Consider the following 19,568-nt stretch of genomic DNA (forward strand, 5'->3'; position numbering starts at 1 on the left):
ACGCCCCGAGCAGGGCTGTTTCGCATGCATTGCGCTCTCGTTCACAAGTTGTTCCTGTGGCGAGAAACGTAACAAAACGATCTCGCCCGCAGACACCGTAACCGAATCTTTATGAAAACTCACAAGCGCAGTCGGAACGGCGCGTCGATCGGTACGCCGGGTCAGGTTCCTTCCGGCTTTTCCGGAGGTTTCGGTGGTTCCGGAGCGGGGACCACCGCGAGCAGCGCTCGCTCGATGTCCTCCCTCGTCGCCCGCGTGTCGGTTCCCGACAGATCGATGCAGAACGCATCGACGACGGACGTACCGAGCGTGGCCACCCGCGCCCATCTCACGTCCGCGCCCAGCTTCTCCAACGCAGTCGCAAGACGGCACAGCAGCCCGAGCCTGTCCTCGGCTCTGAGCTCGAGCACCACCTGCCCCGAGTCCGACCCGTCGAACCACAGCACCCGCGGAGGCGCTTGCGCGTACACGACAGGAACTGCCGAGTCGTCCTCCGGCTCGGTCGACTCCCCGGCCCGATCGTCCAGCGGAATCGGCTGAGCGTCCCGTTCCTTGGCATCGAGCAACGCGATCAGGTCCAGTTCACCCGCCTGGGCACGAATGATCTCCTGACGCAGCAGCCCAGCTTGAGGCGGCGTCCCGAACAGCGGCGCGACGGCGAACGAATTGACCGCCGAACCGTCGTGACTGCCCAGCGACGCCGACAGCACGCGCAACGAGTGCAGCGCGAGCACACCGGCAGCGTCGGACAGCAGACCCGGTGTGTCCGGAGCGACGACGGTCACGACATAGGTGTGCATACCGTCGGTCGGCTGCAGATCGACGTGTACGCCGCCCTTCTCCGCCCGAGCGATGTGCGCGGGATCGAGCGGGTCGGGCGTCGGCAGGCTTTCGCCCGCCATCACCATGCGGCATCGGCGCACGAGTTCCCGGATCAACGACGCCTTCCAGTCACCCCATACTCCGGGCCCGGTCGCGAGGGAATCGGCTTCGGCGAGTGCATGCAGCAGTTCCAGCAGAACCGTGTCCGCACCGAGAGTGTTCACGACGGTCTCCACCGTCGCCGGGTCGTCGAGGTCGCGGCGGGTCGCGGTCTCCGGAAGGAGAAGGTGATAGCGAACCATTGCACTGAGCAATGCGACGTCCGACGGCCACAGTCCCAGCCTGTTTCCGATCTGCGTGGCGAGTTCCGCGCCGACCACACTGTGGTCTCCCCCGCGTCCCTTTCCGATGTCGTGGATCAAAGCGCCGAGCACCAGAAGATCCGGGCGAGCCACCCGTGTCGTCAGAGCACTTGCGTACGCGGCGGTTTCGACGAGGTGCCGATCCACCGTCCAGGTGTGCACGGCGTCGCGGGGCGGAAGATCCCGCACCGCACCCCATTCGGGAATCAACCGACCCCACAACCCTGTTCGGTCAAGCGCTTCGATCGCGGCAATGGCGCGACGTCCGGAACCGAGCAGAACGAGCAAGTCGTTGAACGCTTCCTTCGGCCACGGCTCGCGCAGTTCGGGGGCGCTGTCGGACAATCGATTGAGCGTCGACGCCGACATCGGCATCCCCGTCTGCGCCGACGCGGCGGCCACTCGCGTGATCAGTCCGGGATCCTTCCCCGGACGTGCATCGCGCGCGAGCACCACTTCACCTGCATGCTCGACGACTCCCTCGTCCAGCGGGCGACGGACCGGTGCGCGGCGCAGCCGCGAGAGCCCGCGTCGTGGAAGGGAGTTCCCCGCAGTACGCAAACCCACGTCCACGGAATAGCTGATGGTTCGGGCCGAGTCGCTGAGAACGCGCGCGAGATCGAATCGATCGCCGATACGCAACGCGGCACCGATCTCGTCGGCGTCCTGTGCCCGCAGTTGATCGCGCGCTCGACCGGCGACACGGTGAAGTTCGGTGCGGACATCGAGAAGTCGACCGTGCGCGAAGGCCAGTCCGCCGCCGGGAGACGACGGGCCGAGACCGGGCATACCGTCGGTCAGTTGCGCGATGGCGAGGGCGTCGAGGAGCTGGACGTCGCGGAGCCCGCCCCGGCCACTCTTGAGATCAGGTTCGGCGCGGTGGGCGATTTCACCGCTTCTGGACCACCGCGAGGAGGTCTGGGTGATGAGTTCGTCGAAGCGCGACCGTATTCCGGTACGCCACTCCCTACGTACCCCGCCGATCAGCAAATTGCTCAGTTCCACGTCACCGGCGATGTGACGAGCTTCGAGCATCCCGAGCGCCGCGGTCATGTCCGTCGCGGCGACCTGCAGTGCCTGCGGCACCGTCCGCACGCTGTGGTCGAGCTTGATGTGCGCGTCCCACAACGGATACCAGAGTTTGTCGGCGACCGCGGCGACGATCTCGGGGCTCATGTCGTCGTGCAGCAGAATCAGGTCGAGATCGGAGTACGGAAGCAGTTCGCGCCGCGCGAGGCCACCGACAGCCACGATCGCGAATCCCGAATCGGGTTTGATTCCCAGCTCGGATCCCTTGGTGGTGAGCCAGAACTCGTGTAGATCGACGAGGGCTTGCCGCAGCGAGGGCGCATCGAGTCGACGGTTGCGTGCCCCGCCGTCGAGCAGCTGTTTCCTGGCGCGCGCGAGGTCGGCGGCCGCGCCGGACCTGTCGTTCGACGCCGAGCCCTTCGGTGTGGAGCCCTTCGAGACCGACGGCCCCGATCCCCCGGCGTGAGCCGAGGAATCGAGGCCGCCTGTCCGAGACCCGTGTGGGTCAGAGCGCATCGGCGCCACGTTCTCCGGTACGCACTCGGATGACCGAGTCGACCGGCGAGACCCATACCTTGCCGTCGCCGATCTTGCCGGTGCGAGCGGCTTCGACGATGACCTCGACGACCTTCTCGACCGCCGCGTCGTCGACGACGACCTCGACGCGCACCTTCGGAACGAAGTCCACGGAGTACTCGGCGCCGCGGTAGACCTCGGTGTGGCCCTTCTGGCGCCCGTATCCCTGAACTTCACTGACCGTCATGCCAAGCACGCCGGCCTGTTCGAGGCCCGTCTTGACGTCCTCCAGCGTGAACGGTTTGACGATTGCCGTGATCAGCTTCATTGTTCTGCTTCCCTTCACAAGCTCTTGATGTGCCCGGTTGCATGCGGAGCGAGAGTTCTCGCTCTTATCTCTACCTTGTCAGGCGAAGTCGTACGCGGTCTCGGCGTGTTCTGCCTCGTCGATTCCGTTGGCTTCTTCCTCGTCGGACACACGCCACCCGAGCGGCTTGAGAGCAAAGGCGATGACCGCGGTGACGATGGCGGTGAAGATGAGTGCGAACAGCGCGATCACGATCTGCACGACGAGCTGCTTGTAGTCACCACCGTAGAACAGGCCGGTCTCGGAACCGAGGAAGCCGATCGCGATGGTGCCCCAGAGGCCGGCGACGAGGTGCACGCCGACGACGTCGAGCGAGTCGTCGTAACCGAACTTGAACTTCAGGCCGACAGCAAGTGCGGAGAGGACACCTGCGATGACGCCGAGGATCATCGAGCCGACAGGCGTGAGTGCTCCCGCGGCGGGGGTGATGGCCACGAGGCCTGCGACGATGCCCGACGCGGCACCGAGGCTGGTGGCGTGTCCGTCGCGGATGCGCTCGGTGATGAGCCAGCCTGCGATGGCGGCCGCGGTGGCGGCAGTGGTGTTGACCCAGGCGAGTCCGGCTGCGCCGTCGGCAGCGAAGGCGGAACCGGCGTTGAAGCCGAACCAACCGAACCACAGGAGTGCCGCACCGAGCATGACGAACGGGAGGTTGTGTGGCCGGAAGGCGATCTTGCCGAAGCCGATGCGCTTGCCGATGATGAGGGCCAGGACGAGGCCTGCGATGCCGGCGTTGATGTGAACGACCGTGCCTCCGGCGAAGTCGATCGGCGCGACCGAGGCGACCAGTCCGCCTTCTCCGTCGTCGGTGGTGCCGAAGATCTTCGCGGCGAGCCCGTCCTCGGAGCCCGAGAGCAGTCCGCCACCCCACACCATGTGTGCGAGCGGGAAGTACGCGAGGGTGACCCAGATACCTGCGAATGCGAGCCACGTTCCGTACTTGACGCGGCCTGCGATGGAGCCGGAGATCAGGGCGACGGTGATGATCGCGAAGGTGACCTGGAATGCAACATCGATGATGTTGGCGTATCCCCACGCTCCGGCGATGAAGTTACCGTCGGCGTCGGTGATGGAATCCTTGAGACCGAAGAACTCGAAGGGGTTGGCGAACAGGCCGCCGATGTCCTCGGTTCCGTACGACATCGACCATCCCCACAGGAAGTAGATGATCGCGACGACGGTCATCGACCCGAACGACATCATCATCATGTTCAGGACGGATTTCTGCTGCGACATTCCGCCGTAGAAGAACGCCAGGCCCGGCGTCATCAGCAGCACCAGTGATGCTGCGATCAGCATCCAAGCGGCGTTGCCGGAGTTGGCCAATACATCCTCGGGACTCACGTACACCCTCCATTTCTCCTGCGCTACCGGTCGGTGCGCCGTCAAGAACAAAGAGTGGTTTTAAGAAGTTTCATCGATGACACTCTGGTGTTTCGCTCATGTGAACGCATGGGCGAAATCTGTTGCCAATACGTTTCGTCCAGGCCATTCGTATTTTTCGCAATCCCGCGCTCACCCGATTTCGGACGGCGTGAGCCCTCACGCGGTCCGAAATCAGGGGGCGGAATCAGCCGAGTAACGCGTCGACGAATGCCTCCGGCTCGAAGGGCGCGAGATCGTCCGCACCCTCGCCGAGACCGACGAGTTTCACGGGCACACCGAGCTCACGTTGCACCTGGAAAACGATGCCGCCCTTCGCCGTACCGTCGAGCTTGGTGAGCGCGACGCCGGTGATGTTCACCACTTCTGCGAACACCCGGGCCTGGGTCAACCCGTTCTGGCCGACGGTGGCGTCGAGCACGAGGAGCACGTCGTCGACCCGCGCGCGCTTCTCGATCACACGCTTCACCTTGCCGAGCTCGTCCATCAACCCGGACTTGGTGTGCAACCGACCCGCCGTGTCGACCACGACGACGTCCACGCCCTGCTCGATACCCTTGGTCACGGCATCGAACGCGACTGCGGCCGGATCAGCGCCTTCCTTGCCCCGCACGACGTCGGCACCGACTCGCTCGGCCCAAGTCTGCAACTGGTCCGCAGCGGCAGCACGGAACGTGTCCGCCGCGCCGAGCAGAACTCGACGACCGTCCGCCACCAGCACGCGCGCAAGCTTGCCCGTCGTGGTCGTCTTACCGGTGCCGTTCACTCCGACCACCAACAGAACCGCAGGAGTTCCTTCGTGTGGCAGGGCCTTGATGGAGCGATCGAGCTCGGGGCGCAGCTGAGACACCAGAATCTCCTTCAGCAACGCCCGCGCGTCGGCCTCGGTTCTGATGCTCCTCGCTGCCATCTGCTGCCGCAGTGCCGCCATGATTTCCTGCGTCGTGGTCGATCCGAGGTCCGCGATCAGCAGCGTGTCCTCGACCTCTTCCCACGAGTCCTCGTCCAGGTCTCCACCGCCGAGCAGGCCCAACAGGCTCTTGCCCACGGCGGACTGCGACCGTGACAACCGGCCGCGAAGTCGATCGAGCCGCCCGTCGGTGGGCGCGATGTCGTCGAGGACTCGGCCGGCCGGCTCGGGCTCCGGTGTCGGCTGGGTCTCCGGTGACGGCTCAGGCTCGGGAGTCGGCTCAGGCTCGGGAGTCGGCTCCGGCGTCGGCAGTGGCTCGGGTGACGGCTCGACGACTGGTTCGGGCCTGACGACGGGCTCGGGTCTGACGACGGGCTCGGGCTCGGCGGTTGCGGTGCCCTGGCTGAAGGAGAATCCACCGCCCGCCTTGTACCCACCGGAACGGTCTTTCTGCTCCTCGATCGTCGGGGTGTCGGACGACTTCAACGAGACACGGCGCCGACGGGACAGCACCAGCCCGGTGACGAGTGCGACGACAAGGACGGCCAGAACGGCCGCGAGGATGATCCACGCTTGGCTACTCACGTGTCCATCTTGTCAGGGCGGCGGGCTCTTCGAGTGCGCGGGCGTGCGCTGCGCCACTCCGTCAGGAGGTGGGCGCGGCCGCTGTTTCCTCGTCCGGCGCGGTCACGCTGCCGATCGTCTCCACACGGTCGCGGTTGAGCCGCTGCGAAATGACGGTCGTGATGCCGTCGCCCCGCATCGACACTCCGTAGAGAGCGTCGGCCACCTCCATCGTCGGCTTCTGGTGGGTGATCACGATCAGCTGAGACTTCTCCCGCAGTTGTTCGAACAAGCCGATCAAGCGCCGAAGGTTGGTGTCGTCGAGTGCGGCCTCCACCTCGTCCATGACGTAGAACGGGGACGGTCGGGCGCGGAAGATCGCCACCAGCATGGCCACGGCAGTCAGGGACTTCTCGCCACCCGAGAGCAGCGACAACCTCTTGACCTTCTTGCCAGGCGGACGTGCCTCGACCTCGATTCCGGTCGTGAGCATGTCTCCGGGCTCGGTCAGGATCAAACGTCCCTCGCCTCCCGGAAACAGCTTTGCAAAGACCTGCGTGAACTCCCGCTCGACGTCGAGCCAGGCATCGGTGAAGACCTGCAGGATGCGCTCGTCGACGTCCGCGACGACGTCCAGCAGATCCTTCCGAGCCGATTTCACGTCCTCCAACTGGGTGGACAGGAAGTTGTAGCGCTCCTCCAGTGCGGCGAACTCCTCCAGTGCGAGGGGGTTCACCTTGCCGAGAGTCGCCAGGTCACGTTCGGCTCGCTTCGCTCGCTTCTCCTGAGTGAGGCGGTCGAACGGCATCGGGGCCGGTGCGACCACTTGCTCACCGCGTTCCTTCGCGGCTTCGTACTCGGACATCTCCAGCTCGGTCGGCGCGAGCGCGACATCGGGTCCGTACTCGGCGACCAGATCGTCCAGGCCGATTCCGTGCTGCTCGAGAATCGTCGACTCCAGCTGTTCGATGCGAAGCGCCGCCTGCGCACGCGCCACCTCGTCACGGTGAACGGCGTCCGTGATGGACGCCAACTGGCCCTGCAGTGCACGGACCTGTTCTTTGACGCGTTCGAGTTCTGCCGTGGTGTTGGCGCGCTGTTCGGCCAGTTCGTCCCGGCGGGCTGCGGCGGCTGAGACGACATCGGCGAGTCGGGTCGCCACCCGCTCCCCTGCCGTGGCAACCGATTCCGCGACGGCAGCGGCGTGACGTCGAGCGATCATCTCCCGTTCCGCACGGGCCCGAGTCTCGCGCTCGGCCCGCGCCGCGCGACGCAAGGAATCGGCCTTTCCGCGTAGTGACTGAGCTCGTTCCTCGGCGGTGCGTACGTTCAGCCGTGCCTCCACCTCGACCGATCGCACCTCGGCCAGCGCTGCAGCTGCTGCCTCGCGCGCGTAGGTGGAGTCCTCCGAGTCGGGAGCGTCGGACGATTCCGACTGCTCGTCCTCGGCAAGACGGAGACGTTCCTCGAGCTCGGCGAGTGCCTGCAGCGCGTCCTCGCGACCGCTCTCGGCCTTGGCTCGCTGATCGGACAACCGCGCGGACTCCGCGTGCGCCGATCTCGCCAGCTGGCCCAACCGGCCGAGTTGTTCGTAGACCGCGGACATCGCCGCGTCGGATTCGTTCAACGCCGCCAGTGCCTGCTCGGCGGACTCACGCCGATCGGACTGCTCTGCCAGTGCACCCGACAGCGCTGCTTCCAGTTCGGCGGATCGACGTTCCGCTGCGGCGAGTTCGACGGTCGACGTGTCGATCGCTGCCTGCACTTCCAGCGTGCTCGGTCTGCGGTCGGATCCGCCCGACACCCAGCCGGAGTCGATGTAATCGCCCGCAGTGGTCACGGCGCGGACACCGGACACGGTGCCCATGACCGACTGCGCGTCGTCGAACGACGAGACGATCACGACGTCCCCGAGCAGCGACTGCATGGCCGACGCCAGCGGCTCGGGGTAGTCGACCACGTCCAGTGCCCACCGCGCACCGTCGGGCAGGACCCCCGGCTTCGGGCGCTCGGCCGAACCCGATTCGAAGACCAGCACGGCGCGACCGCCGTCGGCTTCGTGCAATGCACGGACCGCGTCGCGAGCGACCTCGTACGAGTCGGCGAACACTGCGTCGGCGGCGGGCCCCATCGCCACGGCGACGGCCACGTCGAACCCGTCTTCGACGGTGATGCGCTCGGCCAGTAGCCCTGCAACGCCGGCCTGGCCGCGAGAGGTGAGCCAGCCCGCGCCGTCCTTGCGCTCGAGCCCCATGGTCAGAGCTTCGATGCGAGCCTGGTACGACGCCACTTTCTTGCCTGCGACACGGTCCTCGTTCTGCAATTCCGTGACACGAGCGTCTGCGCTGCGCAGCGCGGCGACGGCGCGCTCGTAGTGCGTGTCGAGGCTCAGCTCACTCGCGTCGAGACCGGAGATCTGGTCCTGGACGCTTTCGAATTCTTCCTGTGCCCGGTCACCTCGTTCGCGTGCCTCGTCGATCGCGACGGAGAGCCGGGCGACTTCGGCGTCGATGGATTCCGCCTTCGTTCGGAAAGTGTCGACCTGGCCCGACAACCGCGCGAACCCCTCACGACGGTCGGCGACGGCACGAACGGCCGCCATGTGTGCTCGTTCGGCCTCCGCGGCGGCGGACTCGCGCTCGGCCAGTTGATCGCGTGCCACTTCGAGATTTTCACGAGCGATCTCGACGGCCTCGACGAGCTCGAGCTCCTCCTCCGCCACGCGGTCGGCCTGTTGCTCGAGTTCGTCGGGATCCTGACCGCGGCCTCCTGACGGAGCCGAGTCGAGATGGCGGGCGCGCTCCTTCGCGATCCTGATGGTCGCGTTGACGCGCTCGGACAGCGCAGACAGCTGAAACCAGGTCTGCCCGGCAGCCTCGGCGCTCGGCGTGAGTCTCGCTACCGACTGTTCCAGTTCACCGAGCGCGACGTTGCCTGCTTCCAGGGTGTCCTGGACGGCTGCGTACTGTTCCCGCGCGGCGGCTTCGTCCTGCGTCTGGTTGGCGAATTCCTCACGGCGGGCGACCAGATCGTCCGCCGCGAGCCGCAGCCGCGCGTCGCGCAGGTCGGCTTGCACGGTCTGGGCTCGTCGGGCGACCTCGGCTTGTCTGCCGAGCGGTTTGAGCTGACGCCGCAGCTCGGCCGTCAGGTCCGTCAACCGCGCGAGGTTGGCCTGCATGGCATCGAGTTTGCGTACGGCCTTTTCCTTGCGCTTTCGATGCTTGAGGACACCAGCGGCTTCCTCGATGAACGCACGTCGGTCCTCGGGACGCGATTCCAGGATCGCCGCCAGACGACCCTGTCCGACGATGACGTGCATTTCACGTCCGATACCCGAGTCGCTCAGCAGCTCCTGTACGTCCATGAGGCGGCACGAGTTGCCGTTGATCTCGTACTCACCGGCACCGTCGCGGAACATGCGCCGCGTGATGGAGACCTCGGTGTAGTCGATGGGAAGTGCGCCGTCGGAATTGTCGATGGTCAACGTCACCTCGGCACGACCGAGCGGTGCGCGCCCGGATGTGCCGGCGAAGATGACGTCTTCCATCTTTCCGCCGCGTAGTGCTTTGGCGCCCTGCTCGCCCATGACCCAGGTCAACGCGTCGACGACGTTGGACTTACCCGACCCGTTGGGTCCGACCACGCAGGTGATTCCCGGTTCGAATCGAAGAGTCGTCGCCGAAGCGAAGGACTTGAAGCCCTTCAGCGTCAGACTCTTGAGATGCATGGCGTTTGACAGTACCGGGTCGCACCGACGCGCGGGCACACGCACATCACGTCACACGCGCGTCGGATCACCCCGGCGCGTCAGCGTTCGACGAAACCGATGATTCCGCCCCGGGGCGGGTCCCAGCTCTCGACGACGAGCGAGACCGACCCGGGCGTCGCGCCGCCGCGGAGAAGTGCCAGCAAGCTCTCCAGCCGGTCTCTCGGGCCTTGCGCGACCACCAGGACGCGGCCGTCGGACTGGTTGGTCGCCGATCCGATCAATCCCAGCTCGAGTGCGCGAGATCGCGTCCACCATCGAAATCCGACGCCTTGCACGTGTCCATGTACCCAAGCCGTCAATCGCTGGTCCGTCACGGCGTCAGCTTTCGCACGGATCCGTCGAAGCTCGTTGCGTACAAAGAATTGTCGTCCCAGCCCGGTCCACCGAACTCCACCGAGGACGTGAGCGGCACACCTGTGCCGACCACGCACGACGAACCCGTGGCGGGATCGACACGCAGAACGCGTCCGGCGAGATTCTGAGCCAGGTAGATCATGCCGTCGGGCCCGACGGTCATGTCGTCCGATGCAGTGAACGGACCGAACCCGTCGACGGGCAGGATTCTCGCCGGGCCGGCTGGATCGTCGACGTCGAGTGCGGTGATGCGCAACGACGGTTCGAACGTGTCGGCCACGTACAGCGCGTCTGCGTCCACCGCGATGCCGTTGGCGGTGCCGAGGTCGGTGCGGACGACCGACGGCACGTGCGGTGAGGCCGACGGAACGACGGTCAGACCTGTCGTGAGTCCGAGGTTGCGCGTGGTGAACAAAGTTCCGTCGTCCGTCCGTGCGAGACCGTTGGGCATCACGAGACCGGCGGCGTACGTGGAACGGACCCCCGACGACAGGTCCAGCATGTCCACGGTGCCGTCCGGCGTGTCGAAAAGACCTGCTGCGGTGCCGTTTCCGGCCGTGAAGTACAGCACCGAGCCATCGACGACCAATCCCCCGGGCGACGTCACGTCGTCCACGGCGACGGACCTGAGGCCGTCCTGCGAGAGCGCCTGGATCCGCCCGGGACCGAGAGGGGACGTCTCGGACAGGTACATCGTGCCGTTCTCGCCGAACGCGAGGTTCTCGAGCATGCCGTAGCCGGTGGCCACGGTACTGACCGACCACTCCGTGCACGCAGGCGCTGCGCTCGCGGCGGGAGCGGTCACCAGCAGTCCTGCGGCCAGCGTGCCTGCTACTACCGCAGCCCCGACCGTCGTGTCAGGCGTCCACACGTCAGTGGTCGATCTCGATGGCGAGACCGACCGTGGTGCCGGCCTTCAGGGTGCGACCGACGGTGCACACCTTGTCGATTGCGCGTTCGACGACGGTCAGGAGGCGTTGCTGAGCCTCCGGATCCAGTTCGCTCAGGTCGACCTTCAGGATCTCGTTCAGCTCCGGATACAGCTCGTTCTCGCGGTCGGCGGCACCGGATACTTCGACGGTGGCGTCGTAATTGTCGCCCAGTCTGCGGGACAGCGGCAGATCCGAGCTCATTCCGGTGCAGGCCGCGAGTGCAATTTTGAGCAGTTCGCCGGGCGTGAACACGCCGTCGACCGACTCCGATCCGATCAGAACCTCGGCACCGCGTGAACTCTTGCCGGTGTATCGGCGGGTTCCGGTGCGTTCGACCCAGAGTGAAGTAGGAGTGCTCGTCTCAGCCATGAGAGCCGATTGTAGGGGCCTAGCTCACCAGTCGGGTCGTGCGCGGTCGAGGTTGGCACTTGGGGCAGCTGTACGAGCTGCGGTTCATGAACTTCTCACGACGGATGGGGCTTCCGCACCGTGAGCACGGCAAGCCTTCCTGCCCGTACGCGTCGAGGGAGCGATCGAAGTATCCCGATTCGCCGTTGACGTTCACGTACAGGGCGTCGAACGACGTTCCGCCCTGCGCCAACGCTTCGCCCATCACGGCGTGCGCTGCAGTCAACAACCGACGCAACGCCGGCCTGCTCAAGGTCTCGGCGATACGGTTTCCGTGAATCTTGGCCCGCCACAATGCTTCGTCCGCGTAGATGTTTCCGACACCGGACAGAACGGTCTGATCGAGGAGCGCTCGCTTGATCTCGGTGTGTTTGCCTCGCAGGACGTTCACGACCGACTCCGCGTCGAACAGCGGATCGACCGGATCCCGGGCGATGTGCGCGACCGGTTCGGGAACGATGGTCCCGTCGACATCCGTCAGTGGTGCAATTGCCCAACCCCCGAACGTGCGCTGGTCGACGAAACGGAGATCTGCCCCGTTGTCCAGGCGTGCGCGGATGCGAAGGTGCTTCTCGTCCGGCACCGTCGGTGGCTGTACGAGCATCTGACCGCTCATTCCGAGGTGCACGACGACGGCGATGTCGCATGGTTCGAGAGGAAGCCACAGATACTTGCCACGACGCTCGGCGGCCGCGATGCGACGTCCGCGCAGCTGTCCGACGAAATCCCGTGACCCGGGGAGGTGCCTGCGAATCGCGCGTGGGTGCAGCACGTCGACCGATTCGATCGTGGAGCCGACCACGTGCGCGGCCAATCCGAGTCGGACTACCTCGACCTCGGGAAGCTCAGGCATTCACGTCGGGGTCGGTGTCGGTGTCGGTGTCGGTGTCGACGGACAGTGCATTCCAGGCAGTGCTGGCCGCCTTCTGCTCCGCTTCTTTCTTGTTGCGGCCGACACCGACACCGAGTGCACGGCCACCGACCAGAACGGTGGCGGTGAATTCCTTGTCGTGATCGGGGCCGGTCGACGAGATCTCGTACGCAGGTACCCCGAGAGACTGTTCTGCCGTCAGCTCCTGCAGGCTCGTCTTCCAGTCGAGTCCGGCACCCAGTCGCGGTGCCCGCTCGAGCAACTCCGCAAAGAGTCGGAGAACGACTTCCCGCGCGGTGTCGATACCGTGCTGAAGGTGAATAGCACCCAATAGCGATTCCATGCCGTCGGCCAGAATGCTCGCCTTGTCTCGGCCGCCGGTCTGCTCCTCGCCCTTGCCGAGCAGGAGGTGTGCGCCGAGACCGCCGTCGCCGAGGCCGCGCGCGACCTCGGCGAGTGCATGCATGTTGACCACGCTCGCTCGGATCTTCGCGAGCTCACCTTCGGACTTCGCCGGGTGAGCCAGGTACAGCCGCTCGGTGATGGTCAGGCCGAGGACGGAATCTCCGAGGAATTCGAGTCGTTCGTTGGTGGGCAGACCTCCCCGCTCGTACGCATACGAACGGTGTGTCAGTGCCAAGGTGAGGAGTGATTCCTCCAGAACAACGCCGAGAGCGGCGAGGAGTGACCCATGGTCGTCCTCGCCGCTACCGGCTGTTGCACTCTTCTTCGTAGCTGAGCTACGTACAGCTGGGCTGCTTTTGTCGATCACAGCGCGTCCGATCCCGAGAAAGATCAGACTGCTGCTGCGACCTGGCGGCCCTTGTAGGTGCCGCAGGACGGGCACGCAATGTGGGGCAGGGTCTTCTCGCCGCAACCACGGTTGGGGCAGGTGACGAGGGTAGGCGCAGTGGTCTTCCACTGTGCACGACGCGACCTCGTGTTGGAACGCGACATCTTGCGCTTCGGGACAGCCACTTACTTCTCCTCGACTTCGTTGTTCACAAGTTCTGTGCTCGGTTCTGAATCCACGCCAAATTTGGCTGCAAGACCAGCCCAGCGAGGATCAAGTATGTCATGACTGTGGCCGGATTCCGCAATCGCCAGGCGAACGCCGCATTCGGGGCACAATCCCTCGCAGTCCTCGCGGCAGACGGGGTGCAGCGGAAGCTCCAGCCCGACGGAATCCACGATGACCGGTTCGAGGTCGATCCGATCGTCGAGAACGCGGTGAATCTCGTCCTCGTCGGTCGTTTCTTCCGTGACGCTGTCCGGATAGGCGAACAGCTCGGTGAGGTACAGATCCACCGAACCGGTGACCGGCTCCAGACAGCGGGTGCATTCGCCTGCAGTGTCGGCGCGGACGGTGCCGGTCACCAGCACGCCCTCGGACACTGCTTCGAGCCTCAGATCGAGTTCGACGGGAGTATCGGCTTCGATTGCGATTGCATCGAGTCCGATTCGGGTCGGCGCGGCCACCGTGCGCTGGATCTCCTTCATCGACCCCGGCCGACGGCCGAGGTTGTCGATATCCAGAGCGAAACCCGAGCCCGCGGAGGAACTGGGGGTACTGCGACGGGTAGACACAACGATTCTTTCTTCTCGAAAACATGGGAACGACATCACGACAAGTCGTCACCTACTACCGTCGAGACGGGAGCGGGCAACCACTCAACGATACGCACGCACGCATATGTGGGCAAACTCGGGGGCGATCACGCCCCGACCGAAGTCCGATTCAGGCCCGATTCAGGCCCGATTCAGGCCCGATTCAGCGGCGTGGTCGACGAAAGTCGTCCGCCGTATCGGATCCGTAATCGGGGACCCCGGATCCGGTACGCAGTTGCTGACGACCGCGCCCGACGGATCGGATGGTGCCGGTGAGGAACTCCTCGAATTCCGCCAGCTTCGTGTCGACGTACACGTCGCATTCGCTGCGCATGCGGTCGGACTCGGCGTGGGCGCTGTCTATCACCCGTGCGGACTCGGCGTGCGCAGCCTGCACCACCTCTGTCTGTGCGACGAGTCGTGCCTGCTCCTCGGTCCCGTCGGCGACGGACCGATCGTAGGAGGCCTGGCCGGCCTCGATCATGCGGTCAGCCTCCGACCGTGCCCTGCTCGTGAGGGCGTCGTATTCCTGCTGTCCCTGCTCGACGGTACGTTCGGCAGAGTCGGTGGCGTCGTCGACGAGCTGTTCCGCGTGCGCCTTCGCTTCGGCGACCATGCGATCGGCCTGAGCTTTGGCGTCGGCGAGAATGCGGTCGGCAGAGTCGCGGGCATTCTCGACCGTGTCCTGCGCCTCGTTGTTCGCGGACGTGACGGTCTTCTCCGCCGTCGCCCGCGCGTCGCCGACCAACTTGTCCTTGTGGTCGAGAACATCCTGGGCGTCGTCGAGTTCTCCGGGAATGGAGTCGCGAACGTCGTCGAGAAGTTCCAGCACATCGCCACGAGGTACGACGCAGCCGGCAGTCATGGGAACTCCGCGCGCCTCCTCGACGATGGCAACGAGTTCGTCGAGTGCCTCGAATACGCGGTACACCGCCCACCCCAATCGTCTAGGTACTTCTAGGTACTGGCCGTGGTCGGTCCAGTGACTGCCAGTTTGCCTGGTGATCGCCACGTCTGCGAAACACCGACGTCGGTGTGTCGCTCGATGTGGGCGGCGCGGCCGCACGTGGCGGCCGCCGTGCTCACTCGGCCGCGCGCTCCGCGATCCTGGCCAGCAATCGTGTGTGCACGTGCTCGGGCACCATGTCCGCGACGTCACCGCCGAACGTCGCCACCTCCTTGACCAACGAGCTCGACAGGAAGCTGTACGTCGGGTTGGCCGGGATGAACAGCGTGTCGACACCCGAGAGCTTCTGGTTCATCTGAGCCATCTGCAGTTCGTAGTCGAAATCGTTCGCTCCGCGCAGTCCTTTCACGATCGCGGTGTACCCCCGCTCCTTGGCGTAGTCCACCAGCAATCCGTACCACGACGCGATCCGTACGTTGTCCAGATGCGCTGTCGCTTCGGCGATCATCTCGATGCGCTCGTCCACCGTGAAGAGTCCACGCTTGCTCTTGTTGATCATCACGGTCACCACGATCTCGTCGAACTGCGCTGCAGCTCTTGTGATGACGTCGAGGTGACCGTTGGTCACCGGGTCGAAGGATCCAGGGCACACCGCTCCAGTCATGGCTGCACGCTATCACCGGCGGGTTCGTCGTCCGTGGTGGCGATCTCGATGCGCGTCTCGCCGTATTTCTTGACCTTCTCCGGCAGCAACCCAGGGGGCCACACGGTTTCGGCCGAGCGACTCGATCGCTCGAGGACGACGACGGCGTCGTGTGCCAGCCATCCTCCCTCCACGAGGGCTTCGAGCATGTGTCCGACGGCGGCGTCGGTCACCGCGTAGGGCGGGTCGGCCAGCACCAGATCGAACGCGGTGTCCGCCGAGCCTGCCAACACCGACGCGACCGGCGCACAGCGGACCGATGCCCCGGCGATTCCCACCGCTGCGGCGTTCTCACGGGCCACTGCCGCGGCACGCGCGTCGGACTCGACCAGCACCACTTTGTCGGCCCCGCGGGAGAGCGCTTCGAGTCCGAGCGCTCCGGATCCGGCGAACAGGTCGAGCACCGAGGCGCCCTCGAGATCCATTCGGGCACCCAGTGAACTGAACACCGCCTCGCGCACTCGCTCCGATGTGGGGCGAGTGCCGCGAGGCGGCACCTTCAGCTTCCGGCCTCCCGCGATGCCTGCGACGATCCGAGTCATCCACGGGAGTTTACTCATCCGGCGTTCACGGCTAGTCCGCCGAATCACCGCCGATGACGATGAGTAGGTCGCCGCCTTCGACCTGCTGGACACCACCGATCGCGAGCCGCGAGACGACACCGGCCTTGGGAGCGGTGATCGCCGCTTCCATCTTCATGGCCTCGATCGTGGCGACGACGTCGCCTGCTGAAACGTTGTCGCCCTCGGACACCGACAGCGTCACCACTCCGGCGAACGGTGCGGGCACGTGACCCGAGTTGGCTTTGTCCGCCTTCTCGACCGACGGAACGTCCGAGCTGATCGAGCGGTCGCGGACCGACACGGGCCGCAACTGTCCGTTCAGAATGCACATCACCGTGCGCATTCCGCGCTCGTCGGCGTCGGATATCGCTTCGAGACCGATGAGCAGCTCCACGCCCTTCTCGAGCTTGACTCGGTGCTCCTCGCCCTGGCGCAGACCGTAGAAGAACTGATTGGCGGACAATCTGGAAGTGTCGCCGTACTTCTCGCGGTGCGCAGCAAGCTCGGCGGTCGGACCGGGAAACAGCAAGCGGTTGAGCGTGTCTCGGCGCTGCGCCGAGGTTCCGTCCAACGCCTTCTCGTCCTCGGCCGAGACGGGGGTTTCCTCCTTGGGCTCCGACCGTCCCTCCAATGCCTTGGTCCGCAAGGGCTCCGGCCAACCACCGGCAGGTGTGCCGAGCTCGCCGCGCAGGAAGCCGACGACCGAGTCGGGGACGTCGTACTTGCGCGGATTCTCCGCGAACTCCTCCGCCGAAGCGCCCGCGCCGACCAGAGCGAGCGCCAGGTCGCCGACGACCTTCGACGACGGGGTGACCTTGACCAGACGGCCCAGCATCCGGTCCGCCGCAGCGTAATTCGCCTCGACGGTCTCGAACCGGTCGCCGAGACCCAGCGCGATCGCCTGCTGACGGAGGTTGGACAGCTGGCCTCCTGGGATCTCGTGGGTGTACACACGGCCGGTGGGCGCCGGGAGTCCGGACTCGAACGGCGCGTAGACCTTTCGCAGCGCTTCCCAGTAGGGTTCGAGATCGCACACTGCTTGCAGATCGAGGCCGGTGTCGTACTCGGAATGTGCCGCGGCAGCGACGATCGCGGACAGCGCGGGCTGACTCGTCGTACCTGCCATCGCGGCGCTGGCACCGTCGACCGCGTCGGCTCCTGCTTCCCACGCCGCGAGATACGTCGCCAGCTGACCACCAGGGGTGTCGTGCGTGTGCACGTGCACCGGCAGATCGAAGTTGGACCGCAGCGCCGTCACCAGAGTCTTCGCTGCCGGGGCTCGCAGCAGACCAGCCATGTCCTTGATGGCGAGCACGTGCGCACCGGCGTCGACGATCTGCTCCGCGAGCTTCAGGTAGTAGTCCAGCGTGTAGAGCGACTCGTTCGGATTCGACAGATCACCGGTGTAGCTCAGCGCCACTTCCGCTACGGCCGTTCCGGTTTCACGGACGGCGTCGATGGCGGGACGCATCTGATCGACGTTGTTGAGCGCGTCGAAGATCCGGAAGATGTCGATACCGGTGTCGGTGGCCTCGGCCACGAACGAACGCGTCACCTTCTCCGGGTACGGGGTGTACCCGACGGTGTTCCGCCCGCGTAGCAACATCTGCAGCGCGATGTTCGGTACCGCTTCGCGCAGCGCTGCGAGCCGCTCCCACGGATCCTCGTGCAGGAACCGCAGCGCCACATCGTATGTCGCTCCGCCCCACGCCTCGATGGACAGCAGTTCCGGGGTGGTGCGTGCCACGTAGGGCGCCACCATCAACAGACCCGACGTGCGCACGCGAGTGGCGAGCAGCGACTGGTGCGCGTCACGGAACGTCGTGTCGGTGACGCCGACGGCCTTGCGGTTACGCAGGTCCCGGGCGAAGCCCTCGGGCCCGAGCTCGAGGAGCCGCTGGCGGCTGCCGTCGGGAATCGGTGCCGAGAAATCGACCTCGGGCAGCTTGTCCTGGGGGTAGACCGTGGAGGGCCGCTCGCCGTGCGGCTTGTTGACCGTCACGTCGGCGAGGTACGTCAGGATCTTGGTACCGCGGTCACCGGATGTGCGGGCGGTCAACAGCTCCGGGCGTTCCTCGATGAACGAGGTCGTCACCCGTCCGACCGTGAAGTCCGGGTCGACGAGCACGGCCTGCAGGAACGGGATGTTGGTCGCGACGCCGCGGATACGGAATTCGGCGACGGCCCGACGCGCACGCGCGACGGCAGTGTCGAAATCGCGTCCTCGACAGGTGAGCTTGACGAGCATCGAGTCGAAGTAGGCACCTACCTCGGCACCGAGGGTGGTTCCGCCGTCCAACCGAACACCCGCGCCGCCCGGTGTGCGGTAGGCGGTGATGCGGCCGGTGTCGGGGCGGAATCCGTTGGCCGGGTCTTCGGTGGTGATGCGGCACTGCAGCGCGGCGCCGCGCAACACGATGTTGTCCTGGCTCAGGCCCAGATCGGCCAGGGTCTCCCCCGACGCGATTCGGAGCTGGGACTGCACGAGGTCGACGTCGGTCACTTCTTCGGTGACCGTGTGCTCGACCTGGATTCGCGGGTTCATCTCGATGAAGACGTGGTTACCGCGGGTGTCGAGCAGGAACTCCACCGTGCCCGCGCAGGAGTACCCGATCTCTTTCGCGAAGGCGACGGCGTCCGCGCAGATCTTCTCTCGAACACCGTCGGGCAGGTTGGGCGCGGGAGCGAGCTCGATGACTTTCTGGTGACGACGCTGCAGGCTGCAGTCGCGCTCGAAGAGGTGGACCACGTTGCCCTGGCCGTCGGCGAGGATTTGCACCTCGATGTGGCGCGGATCGATGACGGCCTGCTCGAGGAAGACAGTGGGGTCGCCGAAGGCGGATTCGGCCTCACGAGCAGCGGCCTCGATCGACTCACGCAACTGAGCAGGCTCGGCGACGCGGCGCATTCCGCGGCCACCACCACCGGCGACTGCCTTGACGAACACCGGAAACGTCATCGATTCCGACGCCGCGACCAACTCGTCGACGTCGCTCGACGGCTCCGACGACGCCAGCACCGGCAGGCCTGCACGTTTGGCGGCCGCGATGGCCCGGGCCTTGTTGCCCGTCAGCTCCAGCACCTCGGACGACGGACCGACGAACGTGATGCCCGCCTCGGCACATGCGGCCGCCAGATCCGGATTCTCCGAGAGAAAGCCGTAGCCGGGGTACACCGCGTCGGCGCCGGAGCGTTTGGCGGCAGCGACGATTTCGTCGACGGACAGGTACGCGCGAACGGGGTGGCCCTTCTCGCCTATCTCGTATGCCTCGTCGGCCTTCGTCCGATGAACCGAGTTACGGTCCTCGAACGGGAAGACGGCCACGGTAGCGGCACCCAACTCGTACGACGCGCGGAACGCACGGATGGCGATCTCACCGCGATTGGCAACCAACACTTTGGAGAACATTGGCCAAACCTACCGCCGAAGATCACCGCCGATGGGCAACCCGTCTCGGAATGTGGGATGAAAAGCCCAACTGCAGCATCTGAAACGGTGC

16 protein-coding genes are annotated in these 19,568 nt (G+C 65.7%); all 16 read right to left on the minus strand.

Translation table 11 applies throughout. From position 1 onward, the window contains the following. Positions 1–161: 161 nt before the first annotated feature. A complete protein-coding gene (locus CH292_RS24735) occupies positions 162–2,729 on the minus strand; it encodes a [protein-PII] uridylyltransferase (protein ID WP_179278071.1) in 2,568 nt (855 codons plus the stop codon). Further along, entirely contained in the window at positions 2,719–3,057 is a 339-nt protein-coding gene (locus tag CH292_RS24740; protein WP_019664269.1) for a P-II family nitrogen regulator, read from the minus strand. Before CH292_RS24740 ends, CH292_RS24735 begins: the two co-directional genes overlap by 11 nt. A 78-nt stretch (positions 3,058–3,135) precedes the next feature. Continuing rightward, a complete protein-coding gene (locus tag CH292_RS24745) occupies positions 3,136–4,395 on the minus strand; it encodes an ammonium transporter (protein ID WP_170947592.1) in 1,260 nt (419 codons plus the stop codon). 271 nt (positions 4,396–4,666) lie between these two features. Next, on the minus strand, positions 4,667–5,974 hold the full coding sequence (gene ftsY, locus CH292_RS24750) for a signal recognition particle-docking protein FtsY (RefSeq protein ID WP_094655940.1): 1,308 nt from the start codon (positions 5,972–5,974) through the stop codon (positions 4,667–4,669). A gap of 61 nt (positions 5,975–6,035) precedes the next feature. Continuing rightward, positions 6,036–9,680 (minus strand): chromosome segregation protein SMC, encoded by a 3,645-nt coding sequence (gene smc, locus CH292_RS24755; protein WP_037181479.1) that lies wholly within the window; start codon positions 9,678–9,680, stop codon positions 6,036–6,038. 80 nt (positions 9,681–9,760) lie between these two features. After that, positions 9,761–10,036: an acylphosphatase gene (locus CH292_RS24760; protein WP_020110320.1), complete on the minus strand. Its 276-nt coding sequence runs from the start codon at positions 10,034–10,036 to the stop codon at positions 9,761–9,763. After that, entirely contained in the window at positions 10,033–10,947 is a 915-nt protein-coding gene (locus tag CH292_RS24765; RefSeq protein WP_094655941.1) for an SMP-30/gluconolactonase/LRE family protein, read from the minus strand. Before CH292_RS24765 ends, CH292_RS24760 begins: the two co-directional genes overlap by 4 nt. Before the next feature lies 1 nt (position 10,948). Then, the gene (locus CH292_RS24770) at positions 10,949–11,377 is read right to left on the minus strand and encodes an OsmC family protein (RefSeq protein WP_020110322.1); all 429 of its coding nucleotides are present in this window, start codon (positions 11,375–11,377) and stop codon (positions 10,949–10,951) included. Positions 11,378–11,396: 19 nt separating this feature from the next. Beyond that, positions 11,397–12,269: a bifunctional DNA-formamidopyrimidine glycosylase/DNA-(apurinic or apyrimidinic site) lyase gene (mutM, locus tag CH292_RS24775; protein ID WP_094655942.1), complete on the minus strand. Its 873-nt coding sequence runs from the start codon at positions 12,267–12,269 to the stop codon at positions 11,397–11,399. Next, entirely contained in the window at positions 12,262–13,059 is a 798-nt protein-coding gene (rnc, locus tag CH292_RS24780) for a ribonuclease III (RefSeq protein WP_020110324.1), read from the minus strand. Before rnc ends, mutM begins: the two co-directional genes overlap by 8 nt. A 23-nt stretch (positions 13,060–13,082) precedes the next feature. Further along, positions 13,083–13,265 (minus strand): 50S ribosomal protein L32, encoded by a 183-nt coding sequence (gene rpmF, locus CH292_RS24785; RefSeq protein WP_080733022.1) that lies wholly within the window; start codon positions 13,263–13,265, stop codon positions 13,083–13,085. Continuing rightward, positions 13,266–13,910, minus strand: coding sequence for a DUF177 domain-containing protein (locus CH292_RS24790; RefSeq protein ID WP_179275209.1), 645 nt, complete (start codon positions 13,908–13,910; stop codon positions 13,266–13,268). Between the two features lie 148 nt (positions 13,911–14,058). Then, positions 14,059–14,826 carry a DivIVA domain-containing protein gene (locus tag CH292_RS24795; protein WP_019664279.1) on the minus strand — a complete coding sequence of 256 codons (768 nt, stop codon included), beginning with the start codon at positions 14,824–14,826 and terminating at the stop codon, positions 14,059–14,061. Positions 14,827–14,977: 151 nt separating this feature from the next. Then, positions 14,978–15,466: a pantetheine-phosphate adenylyltransferase gene (gene coaD, locus CH292_RS24800; protein WP_094627091.1), complete on the minus strand. Its 489-nt coding sequence runs from the start codon at positions 15,464–15,466 to the stop codon at positions 14,978–14,980. Further along, positions 15,463–16,047: a 16S rRNA (guanine(966)-N(2))-methyltransferase RsmD gene (rsmD, locus tag CH292_RS24805; RefSeq protein ID WP_051104844.1), complete on the minus strand. Its 585-nt coding sequence runs from the start codon at positions 16,045–16,047 to the stop codon at positions 15,463–15,465. Before rsmD ends, coaD begins: the two co-directional genes overlap by 4 nt. Positions 16,048–16,078: 31 nt before the next feature. Further along, positions 16,079–19,477 carry a pyruvate carboxylase gene (locus CH292_RS24810; protein WP_094655943.1) on the minus strand — a complete coding sequence of 1,133 codons (3,399 nt, stop codon included), beginning with the start codon at positions 19,475–19,477 and terminating at the stop codon, positions 16,079–16,081. Between the last annotated feature and the right edge of the window lie 91 nt (positions 19,478–19,568).

Origin of the sequence: Rhodococcus sp. 14-2470-1a (genome assembly GCF_002259425.1) — a bacterium.
In the GTDB taxonomy this organism is placed as follows: Bacteria; Actinomycetota; Actinomycetes; order Mycobacteriales; family Mycobacteriaceae; genus Rhodococcoides; species Rhodococcoides fascians_E.

Excerpts from the sequence above, each read along its gene's own strand:
- CH292_RS24735 (WP_179278071.1), bottom strand. The coding sequence starts at position 2,729 with ATGCGCTCTGACCCACACGGGTCTCGGACAGGCGGCCTCGATTCCTCG.
- CH292_RS24740 (WP_019664269.1), bottom strand. The coding sequence starts at position 3,057 with ATGAAGCTGATCACGGCAATCGTCAAACCGTTCACGCTGGAGGACGTC.
- CH292_RS24745 (WP_170947592.1), bottom strand. The coding sequence starts at position 4,395 with ATGCTGATCGCAGCATCACTGGTGCTGCTGATGACGCCGGGCCTGGCG.
- smc (WP_037181479.1), bottom strand. The coding sequence starts at position 9,680 with ATGCATCTCAAGAGTCTGACGCTGAAGGGCTTCAAGTCCTTCGCTTCG.
- CH292_RS24770 (WP_020110322.1), bottom strand. The coding sequence starts at position 11,377 with ATGGCTGAGACGAGCACTCCTACTTCACTCTGGGTCGAACGCACCGGA.
- mutM (WP_094655942.1), bottom strand. The coding sequence starts at position 12,269 with ATGCCTGAGCTTCCCGAGGTCGAGGTAGTCCGACTCGGATTGGCCGCG.
- CH292_RS24790 (WP_179275209.1), bottom strand. The coding sequence starts at position 13,910 with ATGTCGTTCCCATGTTTTCGAGAAGAAAGAATCGTTGTGTCTACCCGT.
- coaD (WP_094627091.1), bottom strand. The coding sequence starts at position 15,466 with ATGACTGGAGCGGTGTGCCCTGGATCCTTCGACCCGGTGACCAACGGT.
- rsmD (WP_051104844.1), bottom strand. The coding sequence starts at position 16,047 with ATGACTCGGATCGTCGCAGGCATCGCGGGAGGCCGGAAGCTGAAGGTG.
- CH292_RS24810 (WP_094655943.1), bottom strand. The coding sequence starts at position 19,477 with ATGTTCTCCAAAGTGTTGGTTGCCAATCGCGGTGAGATCGCCATCCGT.